The 18,730-nt window shown below is 71.6% G+C and carries 16 protein-coding genes; 7 read left to right on the forward strand and 9 right to left on the reverse strand.

Translation table 11 applies throughout. The features are described 5' to 3' along the window. The 5 genes from ABEA43_RS21850 to ABEA43_RS21870 all read left to right on the forward strand — a co-directional run. Nucleotides 1-525, forward strand: a 525-nt coding sequence (locus ABEA43_RS21850) for an alpha/beta hydrolase (RefSeq protein ID WP_345564353.1), incomplete at its 5' end; no start/stop codon positions are given. Nucleotides 526-529: 4 nt separating this feature from the next. Next, entirely contained in the window at nt 530-1,009 is a 480-nt protein-coding gene (locus ABEA43_RS21855) for a GNAT family N-acetyltransferase (protein ID WP_425570344.1), read from the forward strand. A 14-nt stretch (nt 1,010-1,023) separates the two neighbouring features. Then, nucleotides 1,024-1,263, forward strand: coding sequence for a hypothetical protein (locus ABEA43_RS21860; protein ID WP_345564355.1), 240 nt, complete (start codon nt 1,024-1,026; stop codon nt 1,261-1,263). A 9-nt stretch (nt 1,264-1,272) separates the two neighbouring features. Next, nucleotides 1,273-1,875, forward strand: coding sequence for a dephospho-CoA kinase (gene coaE / locus ABEA43_RS21865; protein WP_345564356.1), 603 nt, complete (start codon nt 1,273-1,275; stop codon nt 1,873-1,875). 97 nt (nt 1,876-1,972) lie between these two features. After that, nucleotides 1,973-3,391 (forward strand): family 43 glycosylhydrolase, encoded by a 1,419-nt coding sequence (locus ABEA43_RS21870; protein ID WP_345564357.1) that lies wholly within the window; start codon nt 1,973-1,975, stop codon nt 3,389-3,391. Here ABEA43_RS21870 and ABEA43_RS21875 read toward each other — a convergent pair. Continuing rightward, nucleotides 3,385-4,221 carry an SDR family NAD(P)-dependent oxidoreductase gene (locus ABEA43_RS21875; protein ID WP_345564358.1) on the reverse strand — a complete coding sequence of 279 codons (837 nt, stop codon included), beginning with the start codon at nt 4,219-4,221 and terminating at the stop codon, nt 3,385-3,387. The genes ABEA43_RS21870 and ABEA43_RS21875 overlap by 7 nt on opposite strands. Nucleotides 4,222-4,320: 99 nt before the next feature. Between ABEA43_RS21875 and ABEA43_RS21880 the strand changes: the two genes are divergently transcribed. Continuing rightward, complete coding sequence (locus ABEA43_RS21880) at nt 4,321-5,010, forward strand: TetR/AcrR family transcriptional regulator (protein ID WP_345564360.1); 690 nt, start codon at nt 4,321-4,323, stop codon at nt 5,008-5,010. A gap of 84 nt (nt 5,011-5,094) precedes the next feature. Here the strand turns inward: ABEA43_RS21880 and ABEA43_RS21885 are convergent, their stop codons facing one another. Beyond that, nucleotides 5,095-10,665 (reverse strand): WD40 domain-containing protein, encoded by a 5,571-nt coding sequence (locus tag ABEA43_RS21885; protein ID WP_345564362.1) that lies wholly within the window; start codon nt 10,663-10,665, stop codon nt 5,095-5,097. Between the two features lie 144 nt (nt 10,666-10,809). Here ABEA43_RS21885 and ABEA43_RS21890 point away from each other — a divergent pair, with 144 nt between their 5' ends. After that, the gene (locus ABEA43_RS21890) at nt 10,810-11,964 is read left to right on the forward strand and encodes an ArsB/NhaD family transporter (protein ID WP_345564363.1); all 1,155 of its coding nucleotides are present in this window, start codon (nt 10,810-10,812) and stop codon (nt 11,962-11,964) included. Nucleotides 11,965-11,984: 20 nt separating this feature from the next. Here the strand turns inward: ABEA43_RS21890 and ABEA43_RS21895 are convergent, their stop codons facing one another. From ABEA43_RS21895 to ABEA43_RS21925, 7 genes are all read right to left on the reverse strand, one after another. After that, nucleotides 11,985-12,233: a hypothetical protein gene (locus ABEA43_RS21895; protein WP_345564365.1), complete on the reverse strand. Its 249-nt coding sequence runs from the start codon at nt 12,231-12,233 to the stop codon at nt 11,985-11,987. A 123-nt stretch (nt 12,234-12,356) separates the two neighbouring features. Next, nucleotides 12,357-13,157, reverse strand: a complete 801-nt coding sequence (locus ABEA43_RS21900) for an inositol monophosphatase family protein (RefSeq protein WP_345564366.1) — start codon at nt 13,155-13,157, stop codon at nt 12,357-12,359. 10 nt (nt 13,158-13,167) lie between these two features. Continuing rightward, on the reverse strand, nt 13,168-13,785 hold the full coding sequence (locus ABEA43_RS21905; protein ID WP_345564367.1) for a hypothetical protein: 618 nt from the start codon (nt 13,783-13,785) through the stop codon (nt 13,168-13,170). 9 nt (nt 13,786-13,794) lie between these two features. Further along, nucleotides 13,795-14,847, reverse strand: coding sequence for a hypothetical protein (locus tag ABEA43_RS21910; protein WP_345564368.1), 1,053 nt, complete (start codon nt 14,845-14,847; stop codon nt 13,795-13,797). A 138-nt stretch (nt 14,848-14,985) separates the two neighbouring features. After that, nucleotides 14,986-15,759 (reverse strand): sporulation protein, encoded by a 774-nt coding sequence (locus ABEA43_RS21915; RefSeq protein WP_345564370.1) that lies wholly within the window; start codon nt 15,757-15,759, stop codon nt 14,986-14,988. Nucleotides 15,760-15,768: 9 nt separating this feature from the next. After that, nucleotides 15,769-17,010, reverse strand: a complete 1,242-nt coding sequence (locus tag ABEA43_RS21920; protein ID WP_345564371.1) for an SPFH domain-containing protein — start codon at nt 17,008-17,010, stop codon at nt 15,769-15,771. Continuing rightward, the gene (locus tag ABEA43_RS21925) at nt 17,007-18,632 is read right to left on the reverse strand and encodes an SPFH domain-containing protein (RefSeq protein ID WP_345564372.1); all 1,626 of its coding nucleotides are present in this window, start codon (nt 18,630-18,632) and stop codon (nt 17,007-17,009) included. The genes ABEA43_RS21920 and ABEA43_RS21925 overlap by 4 nt, the downstream gene beginning before the upstream one ends. Nucleotides 18,633-18,730: the final 98 nt, after the last annotated feature.

The following is an 18,730-nucleotide window of genomic DNA, read 5'->3' on the forward strand; positions in this document are numbered from 1 at the left end:
GCCGCCGCCAGGCGGGCGGCGCTGGCCGCCGCGGCGGCGCCGCCGTCGCCGGGCACGGCCGACAGGGCGATGCTGTGCCACGACTTCATGCCCGTGGTGCCGGGCTACCGGCGCTTCCTCGCGATGGAGTCGCGGTTGCGCGCCGTGGCGCCCCGGGTGGGCTGGACGCGCGGGCGCCAGGAGGTCGGCCGGTGCCTCGGCGTGCGGCAGGGCCCGAGCTGGCCGCCCGGCCCGCTGAGCCCGGCCAGGAACGCGCCGGTGCTGATCGGGATCGGGCGGCTGGACGACGCCACGCCGTCGTCCGGAGCGGCCCGGGTGGCCGCCCGGATCCCCGGGGCCGCGGTGCTGTGGCACGGCGACGGGCACAGCGCGTATCTGCTTCAGGGGGCCGGCAAGCTGCGCGCCACCTGCCTGCGCACGCGGGTGCACGACTACCTCGTCAGCGGCGTGCGCCCCGAGCCCCGCACGGTCTGTCCGGCGGAGCTGACGACGAGTGCCGGCTCCTGGAGCGGGCTCGCCCGGTAAGGTGCTGCGCGTGACGATCGAGCGGGCGGTGGCGGCGGACGCGGGGGAGATCCTCACCCTGCAGCGGGCGGCTTACGTGGCCGAGGCCCAGCTGTACGGCGACCCGTACATCCCGCCGCTGGTCGAGTCCCTTGAGCAGGTGCGCAAGATCATCGAGGGCGCGGTCGTGCTCAAGTGGGCCGATCGGGGCCGGATCGTCGGCTCGGTGCGTGGGCAGGTGGCCGGCAGCACCTGCCTGGTCGGGCGGCTCGTCGTGGCGCCCGACCGTCAGGGGCAGGGCCTCGGCACGGCCCTGATGGACGCGCTGCACGAGCAGGTGCCGGAGGCGACGGCGTTCGACCTGTTCACGGGGCATCTCTCGGAGGCGAATCTGCGGCTCTACCGCCGCCTGGGCTACCGGGAGACGCATCGCGAGCGGATGGACGATCACCTGACGATGGTCCACCTGCGCAGGCAGCCGGATCGATCCCCTCCTCAGCGGTGATCATGGCGCGGCCCATGCCGTCGTCGACCCAGCTCCAGCCCCAGCTCCACTCCGAGCCGGCCGGGTGCTCGGCGTTCAGGCGGTCGAGCGCGGGCTGGAGCGCCGCCGCGCGCACCACGACCTGGTGCCTGCCCCGCCACGGCACATGGACGGGCGGCGGGATCGGCGGCCGCCGCGGCCTGCTCGTGCGCGATCCGTACGATGGGGGTCAGCGTGCTTCCGATGATGACCCCGTACGGGTCGATGGTGGATAGGCTTTCGCGGTGCTGATGATTGGGCTCACGGGCGGGATCGGATCCGGCAAGAGCGAGGTGTCCAAGCGGCTGGCGGCCAGGGGCGCGGTCGTGATCGACGCGGACAAGATCGCTCGCGAGGTGGTCGAGCCCGGCACGCCGGGGCTGGCGCGGGTGGTGGCCGCGTTCGGGGAGGAGATGCTCCGGCCCGACGGCTCGCTCGACAGGGAGCGGCTCGGGAGCGTCGTCTTCGCCGACTCGGAGAAGCTCGCGGCGCTCAACTCGATCGTCCATCCGCTGGTGGGGGAGCGGGTGGCGGAGTTGCAGAATCGGTCGGCCGACGACGCGATCGTGGTCTACGACGTGCCGCTGCTGGCGGAGAACAACCTCGCCCCGATGTACGACGTGGTCATCGTCGTGGACGCGGCCGACGAGGTCCGGGTCAGGCGCCTGGCGGAGCACCGGGGCATGGCGGAGGCCGACGCCAAGGCGCGCATCGCCGCGCAGGCCGGCCGCGAGGAGCGGCTGGCGGTGGCCGACGTCGTGATCCCCAACGAGGGGGCGCTCGACGAGCTGGACGCGCGGGTGAGCGAGGTCTGGGAGGAGCTGGCGGCCCGCGCCGCACGTGGGTGACCCCGTCATGCGGCCGGGACGTTGACGGGATGACGTTCGTCCGTGACGATCTGAAAGATCGCTCGAAAAGATCGCCCGGATCGTGAGAGGACCGCCGATGCCGCGTTTACTCCCCTGGTGCGCCGCCCTGGTGCTGGCCCTGAGCGTGGTGGGGACGGCGAGCCCGGTGGCCGCCGCCGGGAGCGCCGCGCTGACGCAGTCGTTCCGCAACCCGGTGAACCCGAGCGCCGACCCGAGCATGATCCACTACAACGGCAGTTACTACGTCGCCACCACGCGCGGCGACCGGATCGGGATCTGGAAGTCGCCCAGCCTCGCCACCCTGCTGGCCACGCCCGAGCAGGTCGTCTGGCGTGACACGAACGCCGCCCGCGACAAGCAGATGTGGGCGCCCGCCTTCCGCCACGTCGGATCGCGCTGGTACGTCTACTACACCGCCTCCGACGGCGTCGACGCCAACCACCGGATGTACGTCCTGGAGTCGGCCGGCGACGACCCGATGGGCCCGTACACGTTCAAGGCCAAGATCGCCGACTTCGGCGAGTACGCGATCGACGGCGAGCCGATCACCCACAACGGCCAGCAGTACTTCGTCTGGACCGGCCCCGGGCGCGGCCAGGGCGGCCCCGCGCAGCTCTACATCGCCAGGATGAGCAACGCCTGGACGGTGACCGGCGCCCGGGTGGCCATCCCGGCGAACGGCGGCTGCACCGAGGTCCGCGAGGGGCCGACGCCGCTCTACCGCAACGGCAGGACGTTCCTGACGTACTCCACCTGCGACACCGGCAAGCCGGACTACCAGCTCTGGATGAAGAGCATCGCCAACGGCGCCGACCCCATGGTGGCGGCCAACTGGACGCAGCACGCCGGGCCGGTGTTCGCGCGCAACGACGCGACGGGCGTGTGGGGTCCCGGGCACCACTCGTTCTTCCGCTCCCCGGACGGCACCGAGGACTGGATCGCCTACCACGGCAAGAACACCAGCACCTACACCTACGACTTCCGCACCGCGCGGGTGCAGAAGTTCACCTGGAACGCCGACGGCACCCCGAACTTCGGCCGCCCCCTGGCCGCCGGCGCCACCCAGCAACTGCCCTCGGGCGACCCCGGCGCGACCACCTCGGTGATCAACGACTTCGACCAGGGCACCGGCCAGAACCAGGTCGAGTACACCGGCACGTGGCAGTCCGGCTCGGGCTGCGGCAACCAGTGCTTCTGGAGCAACGACCACTGGAGCGGCCAGACCGGCGCGACCGCCACGATCCGCTTCACCGGCGCGCGGGTGGCCCTGCTCAGCGTGCGTGACACGGGCAACGGCATCGCCGCGGTCTCCATCGACGGCGGCGCCGAGCAGCGCGTCGACCTCTACAGCGGCATCCGGGTCGGTGAGCAGCTCAACTACCTGAGCCCGGCCTTGACGAGAGGGCCGCACACGTTGCGGGTGCGCGTCACGGGAGAGCGGAACGCCGCGTCGAGCAGCACCGTGATCAGCATGGACCGCATCGAGGTCTACTGATCCAGGGCCGCCAGCAGGTGGCGGGTCTGCTCGTACAGGCGGCGGGCGTTGCCGGGGTCGAGGGTCGGGGTCGAGGCCGGCACCGGGGTACGCCGGTCGTAGGCGAGCAGGCCCCGGCCGGCCGGCGGCTCGTCCATGAGCTCGATGATCGGCTGGATGCTCTTCCCGACCGGCTGGGCCATGACCTTGGCGAGCAGCTTGATGATCGTCTTGGCCGGCTGCCGCAGGCTGTCCGTGCCGCTGTCGGTGAAGCCCGGGTGGTGCAGGAGATAGCGCGTACGCCCGCCGGGGTGGTTGGCGGCGTACGCGACGCCGAGGAGGTCGGTGGCCCGGCCGCCCTGCAGCATGGCCTTGACGGAGCCGTAGCCCTGCCGCAGTGACAGATCGTCCCAGTGAATCTCGCCCTTGGTCATGCCGACGCCGCAGATGCTCACGATCATCGGGTCGGCGCCCTTCTCCAGCAGGCCGGTCAGGCCGTAGCTGAGCAGGAGGCGGCTGACGTAGTAGAGGGAGAAGGTGCCCTCGAAGCCGTCGGGGGTCTCCACGCGCTGCGGGAAGTGGCGCACCGCGGTCAGGACCAGGCCGTCCAGCGCGCTGTGGCGCGCCTTGACCTCCTCGATCACGCGCAGGTTGGCCGCGACCGAGGTCAGGTCGGCCTGGATGTACGCGGCCCGCGAGGCGGCCCCCAGAGCGGCGGCCTCGTCGAGGAAGCGCCGGCCCTTCGCGGGATCGGCGCCCACGACCGTGACCTGGTCGCCTCTGCTCAGGAAGTGCAGGGCGAGACCCTTGCCCATGCCGGCCGTGCCGCCCGCCACAACATAAGTCCTCATTTTTCGTCCTTTAAGTCATCGAACGCTGACTTGATGGAAGGTAGCACAGTGCGGGCGTATGATGTCAACGGTCGATGACTAGCGGACGGGAGTGCCGGAGTGACGCGGAAGAGGGACCGGGAGGCCACCAGGGAGCGGCTGCTGGAGACCGCCAGGGTGCGCTTCGCCCGCGAGGGCTACGACGCCACCAGCGTGCGCGACATCGCCGGGGACGCGGGCGTCGACGCCACCCTGATCTTCCGCTACTTCGGCTCCAAGAAGCAGCTCTTCGACGCGGCCACGGCCGCTCCCGAGATCCCGCACGACCTGCTCGACGGGCCGCCGGAGGAGCTGGTCGCCCGCATGGTGCGCTCGGTGGTCTTCGCCGACTGGACCGCGTACGGCGGGGAGCACCCCCTGGTCGCCATGCTGCGCTCCTCGGCCCACGAGGACGCCAGGCAGCGCATCCGCCAGGAGGTCTGCGACACCTACGTGCGCGCCCTGGCCGACCTCGCGGAGGACGGTCCCGGCGGCGCACCGGACGGCCGGGCGGGCGGCGGGGTCCCCGGCACCGGGGACGCGGAGCTGCGGGCCGAGCTGCTCAGCGCCTGGCTGGTCGGGATCGGCATCCTGCGCTCGGTCGTCGCCACCCCGGCCCTGGCCAAGGCCGGTGCCGACGACCTGGCCCCGCACGTGGCGGCCGTCGCCACCGGCCTGCTGGGCCGCCCCATGTCGGGCGCCTCGACGGACGCCCCGCCAGAACCGGGCCCGCCCAACGAGCAGGCCGCTGAGCAGGACCCGGCCAACTAACGGGCCGCTGAGCCGGGCACGCTTAACCGGCAGGCCGCTGCGCCGGGCGGGCCGGAGCGGGGCCGTTGTTCAAGGCCCGGATCCTCAGAACGGTGAGTCGAGCGGGACCTGGCGCACCCCCGGCAGGTAGGCGTCGAGCTCGCCCAGCTCGAACCGCGACATCCCGATGACGTGCCAGAACTGCCCGCCGGTCTCCCCGTGCACCTTGTACCGGCCGTCCGGCGACAGGGCCGCCCAGCCCTCGGGCAGCCCGAGCAGCGTCATCCGCCGCTCACCGCCCTCCCAGAGGATCACCACGCCGTCGTCGCCCGCGCTCGCCAGCAGGTCCGAGGCCGGGCTGAAGGCGACCGACCACACCCGCCGGGCGTGCCCGGCCAGCGTGTGCCGCAGCCGCCCGGTCGCGGTGTCCCACACCCGCACGATCAGGTCGTCGCCCCCGGTGGCCAGGCTGCCGCCCGACGCGCTGAACGCCACGCTCCACAGCCGCCCTTCGAGCGGCCCCAGCGTGTGCACCAGCCGCGGCTGCCACGGCTGGCCGGGCCGCAGCTCCCACATCATGGCCCGGCCGTCGTTGCCGGCGCTGGCGAGGTACTGGCCCGAGGGGGAGAAGGCCACGGAATAGACCCGGTCGGTGTGCCCTTCGAGGGTGGCCACCCGGCCGCCGGAGGCCACGTGCCACAACCGGACGAGCTTGTCGTCGCAGGCCGTGGCCACGTAGTTCCCGTCAGGGCTGAACGCGATCGAGCGCACCCGCCCGTGATGGTCCATCAGGTTGCCCGCCAGCCGCCCGGTCGGCCGGTACCAGAGCCTGACGCTGTCGTCGTCGTTGGCCGTGGCCAGCATGGTGCCGTCGGGGCTGAACGCCTCGGCCCAGACGTGGTCGGTCTCTGCGTTCAGCTCGCGCTCGTAGTCGCCGGTGGTGGCGTTCCAGAAGTGCACGCCGCCGTCGTTGCTGGCGGTCGCGAGCACCGGCCCGGCGGGGGAGAACAGGGCCGAGATCAGCCGGTCGGCCGTGCCGCTGAACTCCCGCAGCCGCCGGCCCGTGTGCGGCTCCCAGACGCGTACGGTGCCGTCGTTGCCGCTGGTCGCCAGCATCGAGCCGTCGGCGCTGAAGCGGACGGAGGAGATCCGCCGCCCGTGGCCGCGCAGCACCCGCTGGCACTTGCCCGAGCCGGGGTCCCACAGGCGTACGGTGCCGTCGTTGCTGCTGGTGGCGAGTTGCTGCCCGTCGGGGCGGAACGCGAACGGCCAGACCGAGCTGCGGTGCCCCGTCAGCTCGACGCGGTGCCCGTCGTCCAGCCGCTGCAGGCGTACGGTGCCGCTCGAGTCGCCGCTGGCCAGGAGCCGGCCGTCGGGGCTGAACGTCACCTGGTAGACGGCCGCCGCGTGCGTGGTGTGCACGCCGCGGGCCTCGCCGGAGGTGTCCCACAGGCGTACGCCGCCGGCCGTGTCGCCGCTGGCCAGCAGCGAGCCGCCGGGCGCGAACGTCACGCAGTAGACGCTGCCCGCGTGCCCGCTGAGCGTGTGCAGGAGCCGCCACGTGCGGGTGTCCCACAGCCGGACGGCGCCCGCCTCGTCACCGGTGGCCAGCAGGCGGCCGTCGGGGCTGTGCACCACGCGGTAGACGCTGCCGCGGTGGCCGTCGAGCTGCTCCTTCACCTCTCCCGTGCCGAGGTCCCAGACGCGGACGACGCCGGCCGAGTCGCCGGTCACCAGCGCCGAGTGGCCGAACGACGCGGTGTAGACGGGCGCCTGGTGCCCGCTCAGCTCGGCGGTCAGGCGGCCGGTGGCCGTCTCCCAGACGCGTACGACGCCGTCGCCGCCGCCCGCGGCCACCAGGTCGCCCGCGGGACTGAGGCGTACCGGCCAGACGCCGTCCGCGTGCCCGGTCAGCTTGTGCAGGCGCTCGCCGGTGAGGGCGTCCCACAGCAGGACGGTGCCGTCGCTGGCGCCGGTGGCCAGCAGCTCGCCCGCGAACGTGACGGCGTAGACGCGGCCCTTGTGCCCCTGGAGGGTGCGCACGGGCGCGCCGCCGACGCAGAGCAGCACGCCGCCGTCCTCGTTGCCGATCGCGATCGTGGCGCCGTCGGGACCGTACGCGATCGGCTCGGGCAGGCGGCTGGTCTTGAAGTGGTAGCCGTACGGGACGCCGACGCCGGCCGGCGAGAACTCCACCTCGACCGGCTGCCCCGGCACCACGGCGGCCCCGTGCGGGGGCGGCAGCGTGCCGGTGACGTTGATCAGCGACGCCCGGTGCCAGCGGGCGCCCTCGGCGGACACGTCGCTCAGGTCCACCTCCGCCAGCCGGGCCCCGGAGAGGTCGGCCCCGGTCAGGTCGGCCCCGGTCAGGTCCGCCTTGTCGAGCCGCGCGCCGATGAGCCTGGCCCCGCGCAGGATCGCCCTGGACAGGTTGGTGCCCGCCAGGGTCGCCTCGGACAGGTCGGCGCCGGTGAGATCGACCTCGCGCAGGTCCCTGGCCGACAGGTCCTCGCCCTTGAGGTTGGCCCCGCGCAGGTCGGCGTGGGAGGGAGTGCGCAGCCTGGCCGCGATCTTGACCGCGTTCGCCGTGGACACGTCGTCGCCCGGCGGGTCGGCCACCCACGCGCGCAGGGCGCGGACGTCGGCGAGGTCGCACAGGAACTCCACGCTCAGCGCGGACAGCGGCCTGCGTGACAGTAGGACCGGATTGCCGATCGTCGCGGCGATGTGGCGGGCGATGAGCCATTCCATCACCGACGCGTGGATGAACCCGAACATCCCCTCGTCGGTCCGCACCAGCAGGCTGCCCGAGCCCATCGCGTGCGCCGCGTGGGCGGCCGAGAGCTGCCCGCTGGCCAGGTCGGTCAGCGTCTCGCCGATCTCGGTCAGCTCCTCGACGCCCAGCAGCGACTCGCCGGTGTCCCACAGCCGCAGGGCGAGCGCGGTCACCGCCTGCCACAGCTCCTCGGTGCTCAGCGGGGCGGCCGAGCCGGGCACCCTGGCCCGCCGCTCCTCGAAGGCCAGCCAGGAGCTGAGGATCTCCTCGTACAGCAGGGACGGGCTGATGGTGTGGCGCGCGCCCGCGACCGTGCGGAGCCGGTCGGTGTCGAGGTCGGCGATGAAGCTGAGCATGCGCGGGTTCTGGGCCAGCGCGAGCAGGTCCTTGATCTCCCCCATCAGCGACATGCGGGCCGTGGCCTCGTCGCGGTCGGCGAACCGGTTGGCCAGGTAGGAGCGGATCTGGTCGGGCGTGAAGTCCTCGACGCTGAACACCCGCCGCTGCGGCAGCACCCCCACCATCTCGCCGAGCGAGGTCAGCACCTGGCTGTGGGACTTGAAGTGCTGGGTGCGGCTGGCCACCACGATCTTCGCCTTGTCCTCGGCCGCCGCCAGCAGCGTGGCCAGGTGGTCGGCCGCCCGGTCGTAGGTCAGCCTGGTCACCAGCTCGTCGAACCCGTCGAACAGCAGCACGATCCGGCCCTGCCGCAGCAGGTAGCGGAACGCCTTGAGGTCGATGAACTCCTCGCCGTGGTTGGCCAGGTGCGCCGCGACGAGGGCGTCCACCGAGTGCGCCTTGTCCAGGGCGCGCAGCTCGATGAAGATCGGGGTCAGGTGCGGCAGCTCGGCCGGGATGCGCCGGGCCAGCTCGCGCAGCGCGAACGTCTTGCCGTGGCCGAAGTCGCCCAGCACCAGCAGGAACCTGCCGTGGTCGGCGGCCAGCAGCCGCATCAGCTCGTCGGCGATCCCCTGCTTGACCTGGTTCCCCGGGCGGTCGAGCTCGCGGTAGCGCTGGGGGACGTACAGGCCGGGCGGGTAGCGGCGGTCGGTGGTCAGCCTGGCGGTCTGCTCGCCGACGTAGCCGGTCAGGTCGAGCAGCCCCTGGAACTCGGTGAAGCTGCGCAGCCGCACGCCCTTGCGCATCAGGTCGTCGCGGACGGCCCGGGAGGCGGGCGGCCCCTGGTAGACCAGCTCGGCGGACAGCCCGGCCGCGTGCGCCTGGCGGACGAACCCGTCGGCGTCCTCCTCGCGCAGCTCGCCCACGTACGCGCCGATCATCGTCTGGCGGACGAACCCGTCCTCCGGGTGGGTGACCACCAGGTGGGCGGGGAACCTGCGGATCCTGGCGCGCTCGTGCCTGGCCTCGCAGACCTCGGCGACGCGGTCGAGCAGCAGCTCCAGCGGGCTGGGCGCGCGCTCGTCCGGCTTGGGGGCGGGCGGCGGGACGTCCGGCGTCTCACCGGTGAACGTGGCCCGCGCCGCCTTCTCCCGGTGCGGGATCCGCTCGGGGTCGCCCGCCTCCGGCCGCCAGACACGCAGCCCGTCGGGCGTGATCTCGACGACCTGGTGCCGCCCGGAGCGCGGCGCGGCGATCCTGCCCTCGGCGTTCTCGCGGGAGCCGCCGTGGAAGAGCAGGTCGAGCCGGTGGGCGAGGAGCCGGTCGAACGTCGGGGCGTCCCTCAGCTCACCCGGCGGGTGCCCGATCGCGCCCAGCCGCAGCCACGCGCTCTCCTCGTAGGGGCGCAGCCGCTCGGCGAACCAGGCCGCCTGCGCCTCGCCGAGCTGCGCGTACGCGTCACGTTCGAGGTGGCTCATCGCCATGGTCGAGTTGAGGCCCGCCACGACCAGCTTCAGATCGGGCACCTCGAACAGCGTCCACGGCTGCCCGCCGTCGAACACCCGGTCGTCCAGCCCTTGGTACACCTCCCTGAACAGGCCGGCGAAATGCCGCCACTTGGGCCAGTAGGGGGGCTGCGGGCTGACGTCGTCGGCCTCGCAGGTCATGAAGTAGGCGCTGGCGGCGGCCTTGGTGACGTCGCGCGGGCCGGGGAGCAGCACGAGCCGGTGCGGCTCCAGCCCGATGAGCAGCCGCAGATCGGTCACGAACCGCGTGGCCTGCCCGAACTGCCCCAGGCTGCCGGACTCCGTCAGGTCGCCGCTGACGATCATGAGGTCGGGACGTGGCATGCCCCGGTCGTACATGGCGGTCAGATCCGCCCAGATCCGCGCCTGCATGTCCTCGGGCGTGAAGGGGTCGCCGGGATCGGGCAGCGCCCGGCCGAACCGGGGGCCGCCGATGTGCAGCACACTGATCGACTCGCGCCCGCGATGGGCACTCTGCGCGGGCGGGAACTTCGGCGCGGACACCGGCGCGCGGCGGGACCTGCCCCGCTCGCCGGGCGGGGGCAGCGTCGGCGCCGGGACCGGCACGCTGGAGCCGTCGGGGAAGGCGGGCGCCAGCTCCGGCTTGGCCCGGCCCGCCATCGCCTCCCTGACCCGCCCCAGCAGCAACGCCCTGGCCTGGCCCGAGTCGGTGACGCCCAGCAGGTCCACCCAGGTGATGGTGGACAGCAGGCCCTCCAGCTGGACGTCCTCCAGCCTGATCGTGACCAGCTTGTTGGAGGGGTTGTCGGGGTCGGCGCGCATCGCGGCCTGCCACTCCATCCGGCCGTAGCGGGAGGTCAGGTAGTTGCGCGAGAGCACCGCCACGACGAGCTGGGCCTCGCTGACGCCACGGTCCATGAAGTCGATGAAGTTGGTGCCCGGCACGAAGTCCCAAGCCTGGATCATGGTCTTGTAGCCCGCCGCTTCGAGCTCCCAGGCGATCCAGGTCGCCCACGCCGTGTCGGCCGGGGAGTAGCTGACGAAGATCTCGGTCGGCCTGCCGTCACGTGCCATGCGTCTCAGTATCCCTTCCCACACGGGGCTGGGTCCCCGTGTCGGCCCGGGAAAAGGGCTTTGTCCTCGCGCGGCGAACACCCCGCGTGCGCCGGCGTTCTGGAGCACATGTGCGATCATCTACGGGTGTTGCGGCGTGTTGGTGTGCTCGACCTGATCAGGTTCGGGCTGCTGGGTCTCGGTCTGGTGTTCGTGGCGACCGGGCTGTTGCCATGGGACGCGGCGGTGGAGAGCCTCGACGACATCGGCCCGCTGCTGATCTTCCTGGTGGCGATCATCGTGACGGCCGAGCTCACCAAGGAGGCTCAGGTCTTCGACGCGATCGCGGCGCGGATGGCGGTGTTCGGGCGTGGCAACTACGTCGCCCTTTTCTTTCTTTGTACGGCTTTTGCGTCATTTATTACGATATTTCTGAATCTGGACACCACGGCCGTCCTCCTCACCCCGGTCATGCTCGCCCTCGCCCCCAAGGCCCGCATCGCGGCCCTGCCCCTCGCCATGACCACGATCTGGCTGGCCAACACCGCGAGCCTGCTGCTCCCGGTCTCCAACCTCACCAACCTCCTCGGCATGGAGAAGATCGGCCTGAACGCCCAGGAGTTCGCCGCCCGGATGTGGGCCCCGCAGCTCGCCTCGATCGCGGTGACGATGGCGTTCCTGTGGGTGTTCTTCTGGCGCCGCGGCGAGCGGCGCGACCTGCGGTACACGCCGCCGGTGCTGGAGCCGGTCGCCGACCGCGTGCTGTTCGCCGCCGCGTCGGCGGCCTGCCTGCTGTTCATCGCCCTGCTGCTGCTCAAGGTGCACGTCGCGGCGGCCGCCACGGCCGCCGCAGTGATCGTCGTGGCGGCGTTCCTGGTGCGCGCCCGCGAGCGCCTGACGTGGCGCCTGATCCCCTGGCAGCTCGTCGTCTTCGTGACGGGCCTGTTCCTGGTGGTGCCCACGCTCAGCAGGCACGGCCTGTCCGACCTGATGACCTGGATGATCGGCGCGGAGGGTGACCCCTACCGCACGGCCGCCGTCGGGGCCGGGCTGTCCAACGCGATCAACAATCTGCCCGCCTACCAGGCCGTCGAGACCGTCATCCCGGCGGCCGACCAGGACCGCCTGCTGGCCCTGCTGGCCGGCACGAACGTGGGCCCGGTCATCACCCCGTGGGCCTCGCTGGCCACCCTGCTGTGGTTCGAGTCGTGCCGCCGTCACGACGTCGCGGTGCCGATGCGCCGCTTCCTGCTCACCGGCACGGGCCTGGCGGTCGTCGGGCTGGTCGCGACGGTGTGGGCCCTCGTCGAGTTCGGCTGAGCACGAGCTGAGAGAGCGGGTCAGGCGGCGGCCAGGGCGCTGTCGTAGGCGCCGGCGACCGTGTCCAGGGCCCAGCGCATCCGCGCCACGTACGTCTCGGGGTGATCGCCGGCCTCCTGCGCGACGTACGCCGCGCACCAGGCCGGGTCGCCGCCGCACGAGCACAGCCGCTCGTCCACGGCGTCGCGGATCTGGAACGCCGACAGACGGTCGGAGGGCTGAAGGGTGGTGGTGAAGAGCACCTGGGCCAGCTCGGTGGTGGTGATCATGTCGAGTTCCTCTCCCCATGTGCCGTTCGCCGGCACCCTCTAAATAGACGACGAACGGCGGCAGAACTCATCGACGTAGGACACACAAAATGTGTGGACTTTTCCTCAGTTGACGCGGCCGGGTCAGCGGAGTACGGACAGCAGCCCCGGCAGGGCGCGGGGGTGGGCGGCGACGAAGCTGCGGTCCTCGGGGGAGCCGTCGATGCACGCCTCGAACGGGCCGCCGTCCAGGCTCCTGATCTCGATCCCGGCCTCTCTGGCCAGCAGCGCGCCCGCGGGCAGGTCCACCGCCTCGGCCCGGTAGCCGACGATGCCGTCGATGTCGCCGCGGGCCAGCATCGCCCACGACAGCAGCGGCGCCCAGAGCTGCAGCAGCCGCCGCGCGTTGAGCTCCAGGGCCGTCCTCAGCGCGCGTACGGTCGCGTCGTCCCTGCTCACGCCGTAGCCCTGGGTCCAGGCCAGCACCGGGCCGTGCGGGCTCGGCGAGTAGGAGGGCGCCAGGCGTACCCCTGAGGAGGTGACGGCACCGCGCCCCCGGATCGCGGACCAGGTCTGGGCGGAGACGGGATCGTGCACCACGCCCAGCACGGGACGCCCGTCGTCGCACAGGGCCACGCCCACCACGTAGGCGGGCAGGCCGATCGCCACGTTGTTGGTGCCGTCGAGCGGGTCGACCAGCCAGGTCCACCGCCCGCCGGCCGCCCCGACCAGGCCGGACTCCTCGGCGATCACCGAGTGGGAGGGGAAGGCCGTCAGGATGCGCTCCAGCAGCAGCTTCTCCGAGGCCAGGTCGAGATCGGTCACCACGTCGCCGGCCACGCCCTTGGCCCTGATGCCGACCGTGCCCCGCATGCCCTCCAGGAGCAGCGCTCCGGCGTCCTCCGCGGCTTCCACGGCGACCGATCGGGCGTGGTCCAGGTCCATCGGGTACCTCTCAGGTCAGGTGCGCGGAGATCAGTCGTACGGCCAGAGCGGTCTCGCGGGCGTCCAGCGGCTGCCTGGACACGTGGTGCGGGCCGGCGCCCAGCGGGCCGAGCGACAGGTCCCTGCTGCCGGTACGGCCCCGGCCGAGCGCGATCGTGGCCGCCTCGCCGCCCTCGGGCACGACGCTGCTGTGGAAGCGGCCGGCGGGCAGCGTGTAGGTGTCGCCGGGACCGAAGAGCTCCACCAGGCCCGTGTCGTGCCGCACCGTGCGCGGGGTGGGCGAGATGCGGTCGCCGTCGGACCCGCTGACCACCTCGAACACCCGGTGCGTGGCGTCGGAGCGCGCGTCGGTGACCACCGCGTGCACGTTGCGCACCTGGCCGTAGAGCACGTGGCTGACCAGGTCCCAGCTGTGGCAGTGGATCTGCGAGGTGGTGCTCTCGGCGTGCGCGAGCGAGTCCGACCACAGGTGGAGGCATACCCCTTCGCCGCCGTCGCGCTCCAGCGGCAGGCAGACGAATCCGAGCGGGTGGCGCACCGCGCACACGCCTGCGTCGGAGAGCGCCTCCAGGGCCCACGCCCTGGCCTCGCCCTGGCGCACCCGGTCGTACACCCCGCGGTAGCTCATGAGCGGCCCCTACGCCCCGTCCGGCAGGAGCGGCTCGCCGTACGGGTCGACCGCGCGCAACGCCTTGCGGGCGATGTCGACGACGTCACGCCCGTCGTACGCCTTGGGCAGGGGCACCCCGATGCGCTCGAACAGCTCCTGCACCTCCTCGATGGTGGGCTCGTCGCTCAGCGGGACCTTCTTGTACATCTCCAGCGGCACGTGCCGCGCCTGCTCGAAGCTGAGCCGCAGCTCGGTGTCGCAGTTTTCGTAGAAGAAGGTGTCGGCCAGCGCGGTCATCGCCACGTTGGGGTCCTCGACCGTCATGATCAGGCGGGTGGCCGACAGGTCCCAGCGGAACGTGGTCATCGTCGAGGCCAGCCCCACCCCGATGTCGAGCAGGCCGTAGCGCTGGCGGTGCCAGAAGGCGGCCAGGATCGTCGCGTACGACTCCTTCCTGGCCCGGTCGGTCGTCCACGTCTCGCCGGTGCCGTCGGGGACGTCGGACAGCGAGCGGCGGTAGTGGGCGTAGGTCTCGCACACCTCGGCGTTCGACGGGTCGATGACCTCGACCCTGACCGTGAGGTGGCGCTTGACCCTGCGGGCCGCCGCGACGCACTCGGGCAGGGTGACCGCGCGCAGATAGGTGCCGGTGCCGCCCTTGAAGCTCCACCGGGTGGTGCCGCTGCGGGCCTCGGCGTGGGACTGGGCGATCTCCTGTTTGCTGGCCAGCACCCTGACGAGCTGGAGGGCGTCGAGCGCCTTACGGGTGCTGCCGACCAGGGTCTCGATCTCCTCCAGCCGGGCCAGGCGGGCGGGCAGCTGGGCCAGCGCGCCCGAGGTGATCGTCTCCTCGACCGGCGCCTGGCGTACGCGGTCGCGCAGCAGCGCGGTGGCCACCAGCGCCATGATCACCAGCGTGGCGGCGTTGACGAGCTGGGTCTGGACCGCGGTCGGGACGACCTCGTTGGGCATGATGCCGAGGATGCCGATCACGATCGCGAGCACCAGGGCGATGGCCCCGTCGGCATTCTGGGCCGCCCACGGCGCGACCTGCTTCACCGACGCCATGAACCGTGCCATCGCTCGCCCCGCCGTCCGACGATCAGTCAGTTCCCGACGTCATGGTAACGACCGCGCCAGGCGACTGCCTAGCACGCGGAAAGGAGCGGTCTGCTGGCGCGTTCTCCCGCACGCCCCGCCGGCGGGAGAACGGCCCGGCTAGAACCATCCGCGATGGCGGGCCATCTGTTCGAGACCCCGCTGCAGCGCCTGGTCGGCGGCGTTCGGGGGGTCGTCGTAACGGACGGTGAAGCGGTTGTACGCGTCATGGCTGGAGGTCAGGAAGCCGCCTCGCTTGTCGGCCTCCAGGATGACGTCCATCTGCCGCGGCCCGGCGATGAACGTCAGCTCCAGCTCGTTGAAGTAGCGCCGCCACTGGCCGCCCGTGTAGTACTCGATCTCCTGGAAGAACGGCATGGTCGACCCGTACAGGGTGCCGCGTTCCAGGTCGGCCTTCTTGAAACCGAAGCCCAGCCGGTCGAGCGCGCCGATGACGTGCTCCTGGGCCGGCAGCGGGCTGACGAACAGCGGGTCCAGGTCGCCCTTGTCGATCGCGCCCGCCAGCGCCAGCTCCGTCTGCACGCCCAGCCGCATCCCGTGCAGCGGGTGCCCGGCGATCGCGCTGATCGGCGTCTCCCACGGGACCGCGACCTCGAACGGCTGCTGGTGCTGCGCGCCCGCGGCGAGCTGGAACGTGCCCGCCACCTGGTGGCGCAGGAAGCTGTAGGACGTCTTGTACTCGTTGTCGCCCTGCTCGATCTCGACCACCGCGGTCAGGTCGATGTAGATGCCCTCGACCTTGTAGTCGGAGTTGCCGCCACGGAAGTGGACGACGCCGCGCAGCAGCTCGCCCGGACGCACGCCCGTGTTGGTCAGCACCGTGTCTACCTCGACGCCCGCGCCGAACGCGGCCATCAACTTGCGGAACACCATGGGGTTCTCCTATGCGGAAGGTGTGTGGCCGTTGAGATGGCCATTTCCTGTGCCCGAGATGCGGGGGAGCAACTGGGCCAGGAGGAGGGTGGAGAGCGCGGAGTCCGACTGTCCCTGCTGGGTGCGTACGACCAGCGGCTGGGGTGCATTCTCCGCCAGTTTGGCGCCCACGTCGAGGCGCCTGCGGGCCAGCTCGTACTGCAGCACGGCCCGGTTGTCCCGGTAGGACTCGGCCAGGCGGCGCAGCGCCTTGGCCTCGTTCTCGGCGGAGGTCAGGTCGGCCCTGCCACGCGCCTCGATCTCCCACGTCACCCGCTGCGCCTGGGTCTCCTGCTCCTCCAGCATCCGCGCCACGTTCTTGCGCGCGTTGTTGTGGGCGGCCTTGACCTCGACGACACGGGCGTCACGGGTCTTCTTCGAGCGTTCGATCTCCATCAGCAGGGTGTCGATGCGGCGCTTGCGGGTCAGCTCCCACTCCCGCTCGTACGCCGACAGCTCCTTGGCGACCTTCTCCCGGGTGGCCAGGTGCTGCTGGTACTGGTCGGGGAGCTGGACGTCGGGGATGTTGGCGCCCGTGATGCGCACGCCGTACCGGCCGAGCTGGCGGTTGAGCGCCTCCTGCATGTCGCCGACGTCGGAGCCGCGCAGGTCGTACGCGCGCTCGGTGTTGACCCGGCGGCTGCGCTGCCTGATCGCGTCCTGCACCGCGCTGGAGAGCACCAGGTCGAAGTTGCCCGCGCCGATCGTGCGGACGAACGCGACGGGGTCCACGATGCGGAACTTCAGGAAGAAGTCGATCGACTTCAGCGGCACGTTCTCGGCGGTGGGGCAGGCCACGATCGGGGCCGAGTACGGGATCTCGGTCGAGGTGTCGACGACCGCGTCCACCCGGTCCCACGGCAGCCAGAGGTAGTGGCGGCCGGGCGGGAGCGTGCCGGTGATGGCGCCCCAGCGGCTGCGCACGCCGGTGGTGCCCTCCTCGATCTCGATGATCGCCTTGCGCCACATCGTGACCATGGCCACGAACAGGAAGAACAGCGCCGCCAGCGCGGCCATGAGGGTGAGGTCGGTGACCGCGGCCATGCCCGCGAAGTAGAGCGCCAGGAACACCAGCGCCATCCACGCGAACCCGCGCCGGTCCTTGGGGATCACGACGGGTACGAGCTGGCCCTGCTCGCCGCCGCGCAGGAGCTGACGGATGTCGCCCCAGGAGGCCAGCGACTCCTTGATCTTGGAGAATTCCCTGCTCATCGGCCCTCACCTGGTACTTGCTGCATCCCGCCAGGGAGCAGGCGCTCGACGGTCCGCTCAAGCTCGTGGTCGGGCTCCGGCGGCTCCTGGGGCTCGCTCACGTCGGCGGCCGCCTTCTTGAGCAGTGCGTTGATCTCGTCGGCGCGGTCGTGCACGCGCGCGCCGATCGCGTCGAGCCTGGAGCGGATGGCCTCCATGTCCTCCGGCGAGAACAGGACCGCGCCCTTCCCGCCGATGAGCTGCTGCGCCAGGGCCAGGAAGTCGATGTCGGTATGCTCGCCCACCTGCACCACCTGCGGCAGCCTCGTGGCGATCGACTCCAGCTTGGTCAGCAGGTCCTGCTGGAAGCGGTAGTCGAGGATCTCGGGCGCCTCGGCGGCCGACAGCGCCCTGATGTCCAGCGCCTGCGCCTCCAGCAGCGCGGAGTTGGCGTTGGCCGTGGACTCGGCCTCGACCAGGCGCTGCCCGGCCTGCGCCGTGGCCTGGTGGGTGGCGCGTTCGAGCGCGGTGTCCATGCGGGCCTGGTAACCGGCGATCTCCGCCTGGATGGCGCTCAGCGTCTCCTGCAGCCCGGCCAGCTCCTTGATCAGGTCGCCCTCGTTCTGCTCCTTGCGAAGCTGGAGCTCGTACTCGTAGGTGTAGGCCTCCTTGGCGACCCTGACCATCTCGGGGGCGGCCAGGTCCATCCGGTACTCCTGGCTGGACGGCTCGGCGTGCGTGATGTTCACGTCGGTGAGCCGTACGGCGGGCAGGAACTGCTGGTTGAGGCTGTCCAGCATGCCGACCGTGCTCTCGCCCACCAGGTCGTAGATCTCCTCGGCCCGCTGGGCGTAGATGAGGGAGCGGGTGACCTCGCTGATGGCGTTCTGGAGCTTGGACTGAAAGCCGCTGACCGAGCCGAGCACGAAGATGAACTCCGCCGGGTTCTCGATCCTGAACTGCAGGAACAGGTCCACGCTCGCCTTGACGCCCTGCTGGGTGGGTGCCTCGCTGATCGGCGCGTTGAACGGGTATTCACGGGTGGTGTTGACGATGTAGCTGACCCGCTTCCACGGGTTGAACAGCGTCACCCGGCCCGGGTCCGCGATCTGCACCAGCTTGCCGAACTTGGTGATCAGCGCCTTGCAGCCCTCGGGCACCATCACCACGCTGCGCCGCCACCACAGGAACGCGGCCGCCAGCACCAGCACGACCCAGTAATGCGGGCCGAAGAACAGCTCCGTGTTCGGGATGACGTTGCCGAGCGCGCCGATGAGGCCGAGCACCACCAGGATGCCCAGCGGCACCACCACCTTCGCCGTGCTCCCCTTGGGGATCACCACCGGCGAGATGACGTGCATGCCGTTCTCGGCGAAGCTGCGGTTGACGATCTCCCCGGCTTCGTTCAGCGACGCGGTCCTGGCCTCGATCAGGGTGCCCACGGACACGCCGCCGTCGCGGGCCGCGGCGAAGTCGTGCGGGTTCAGCGTGAAGCCGCCCGGGCCCTGGCCCACCAGCTGGCCCGCCTGGTCGGCTACCTGCCCCATGGCCTGGCCCATCGCCTGCCGTACGTCACCCCCTTGCGCCACCGCTTGGGCTATGCCCTGACCTGCCTGGATCAGTGCCTCTCTGGGTCGTGACATTGAACCTTCCTTTTCCGCTACAGGCGATTTCGACCGTATCGGGTGTGACTTACTGTTCGCTTGCAATGCGGTGTCACATATCTATTGCGTCCTGTAGT

The sequence above is a fragment of the Nonomuraea rosea genome (genome assembly GCF_039539705.1).
Lineage (GTDB): Bacteria > Actinomycetota > Actinomycetes > Streptosporangiales > Streptosporangiaceae > Nonomuraea > Nonomuraea rosea.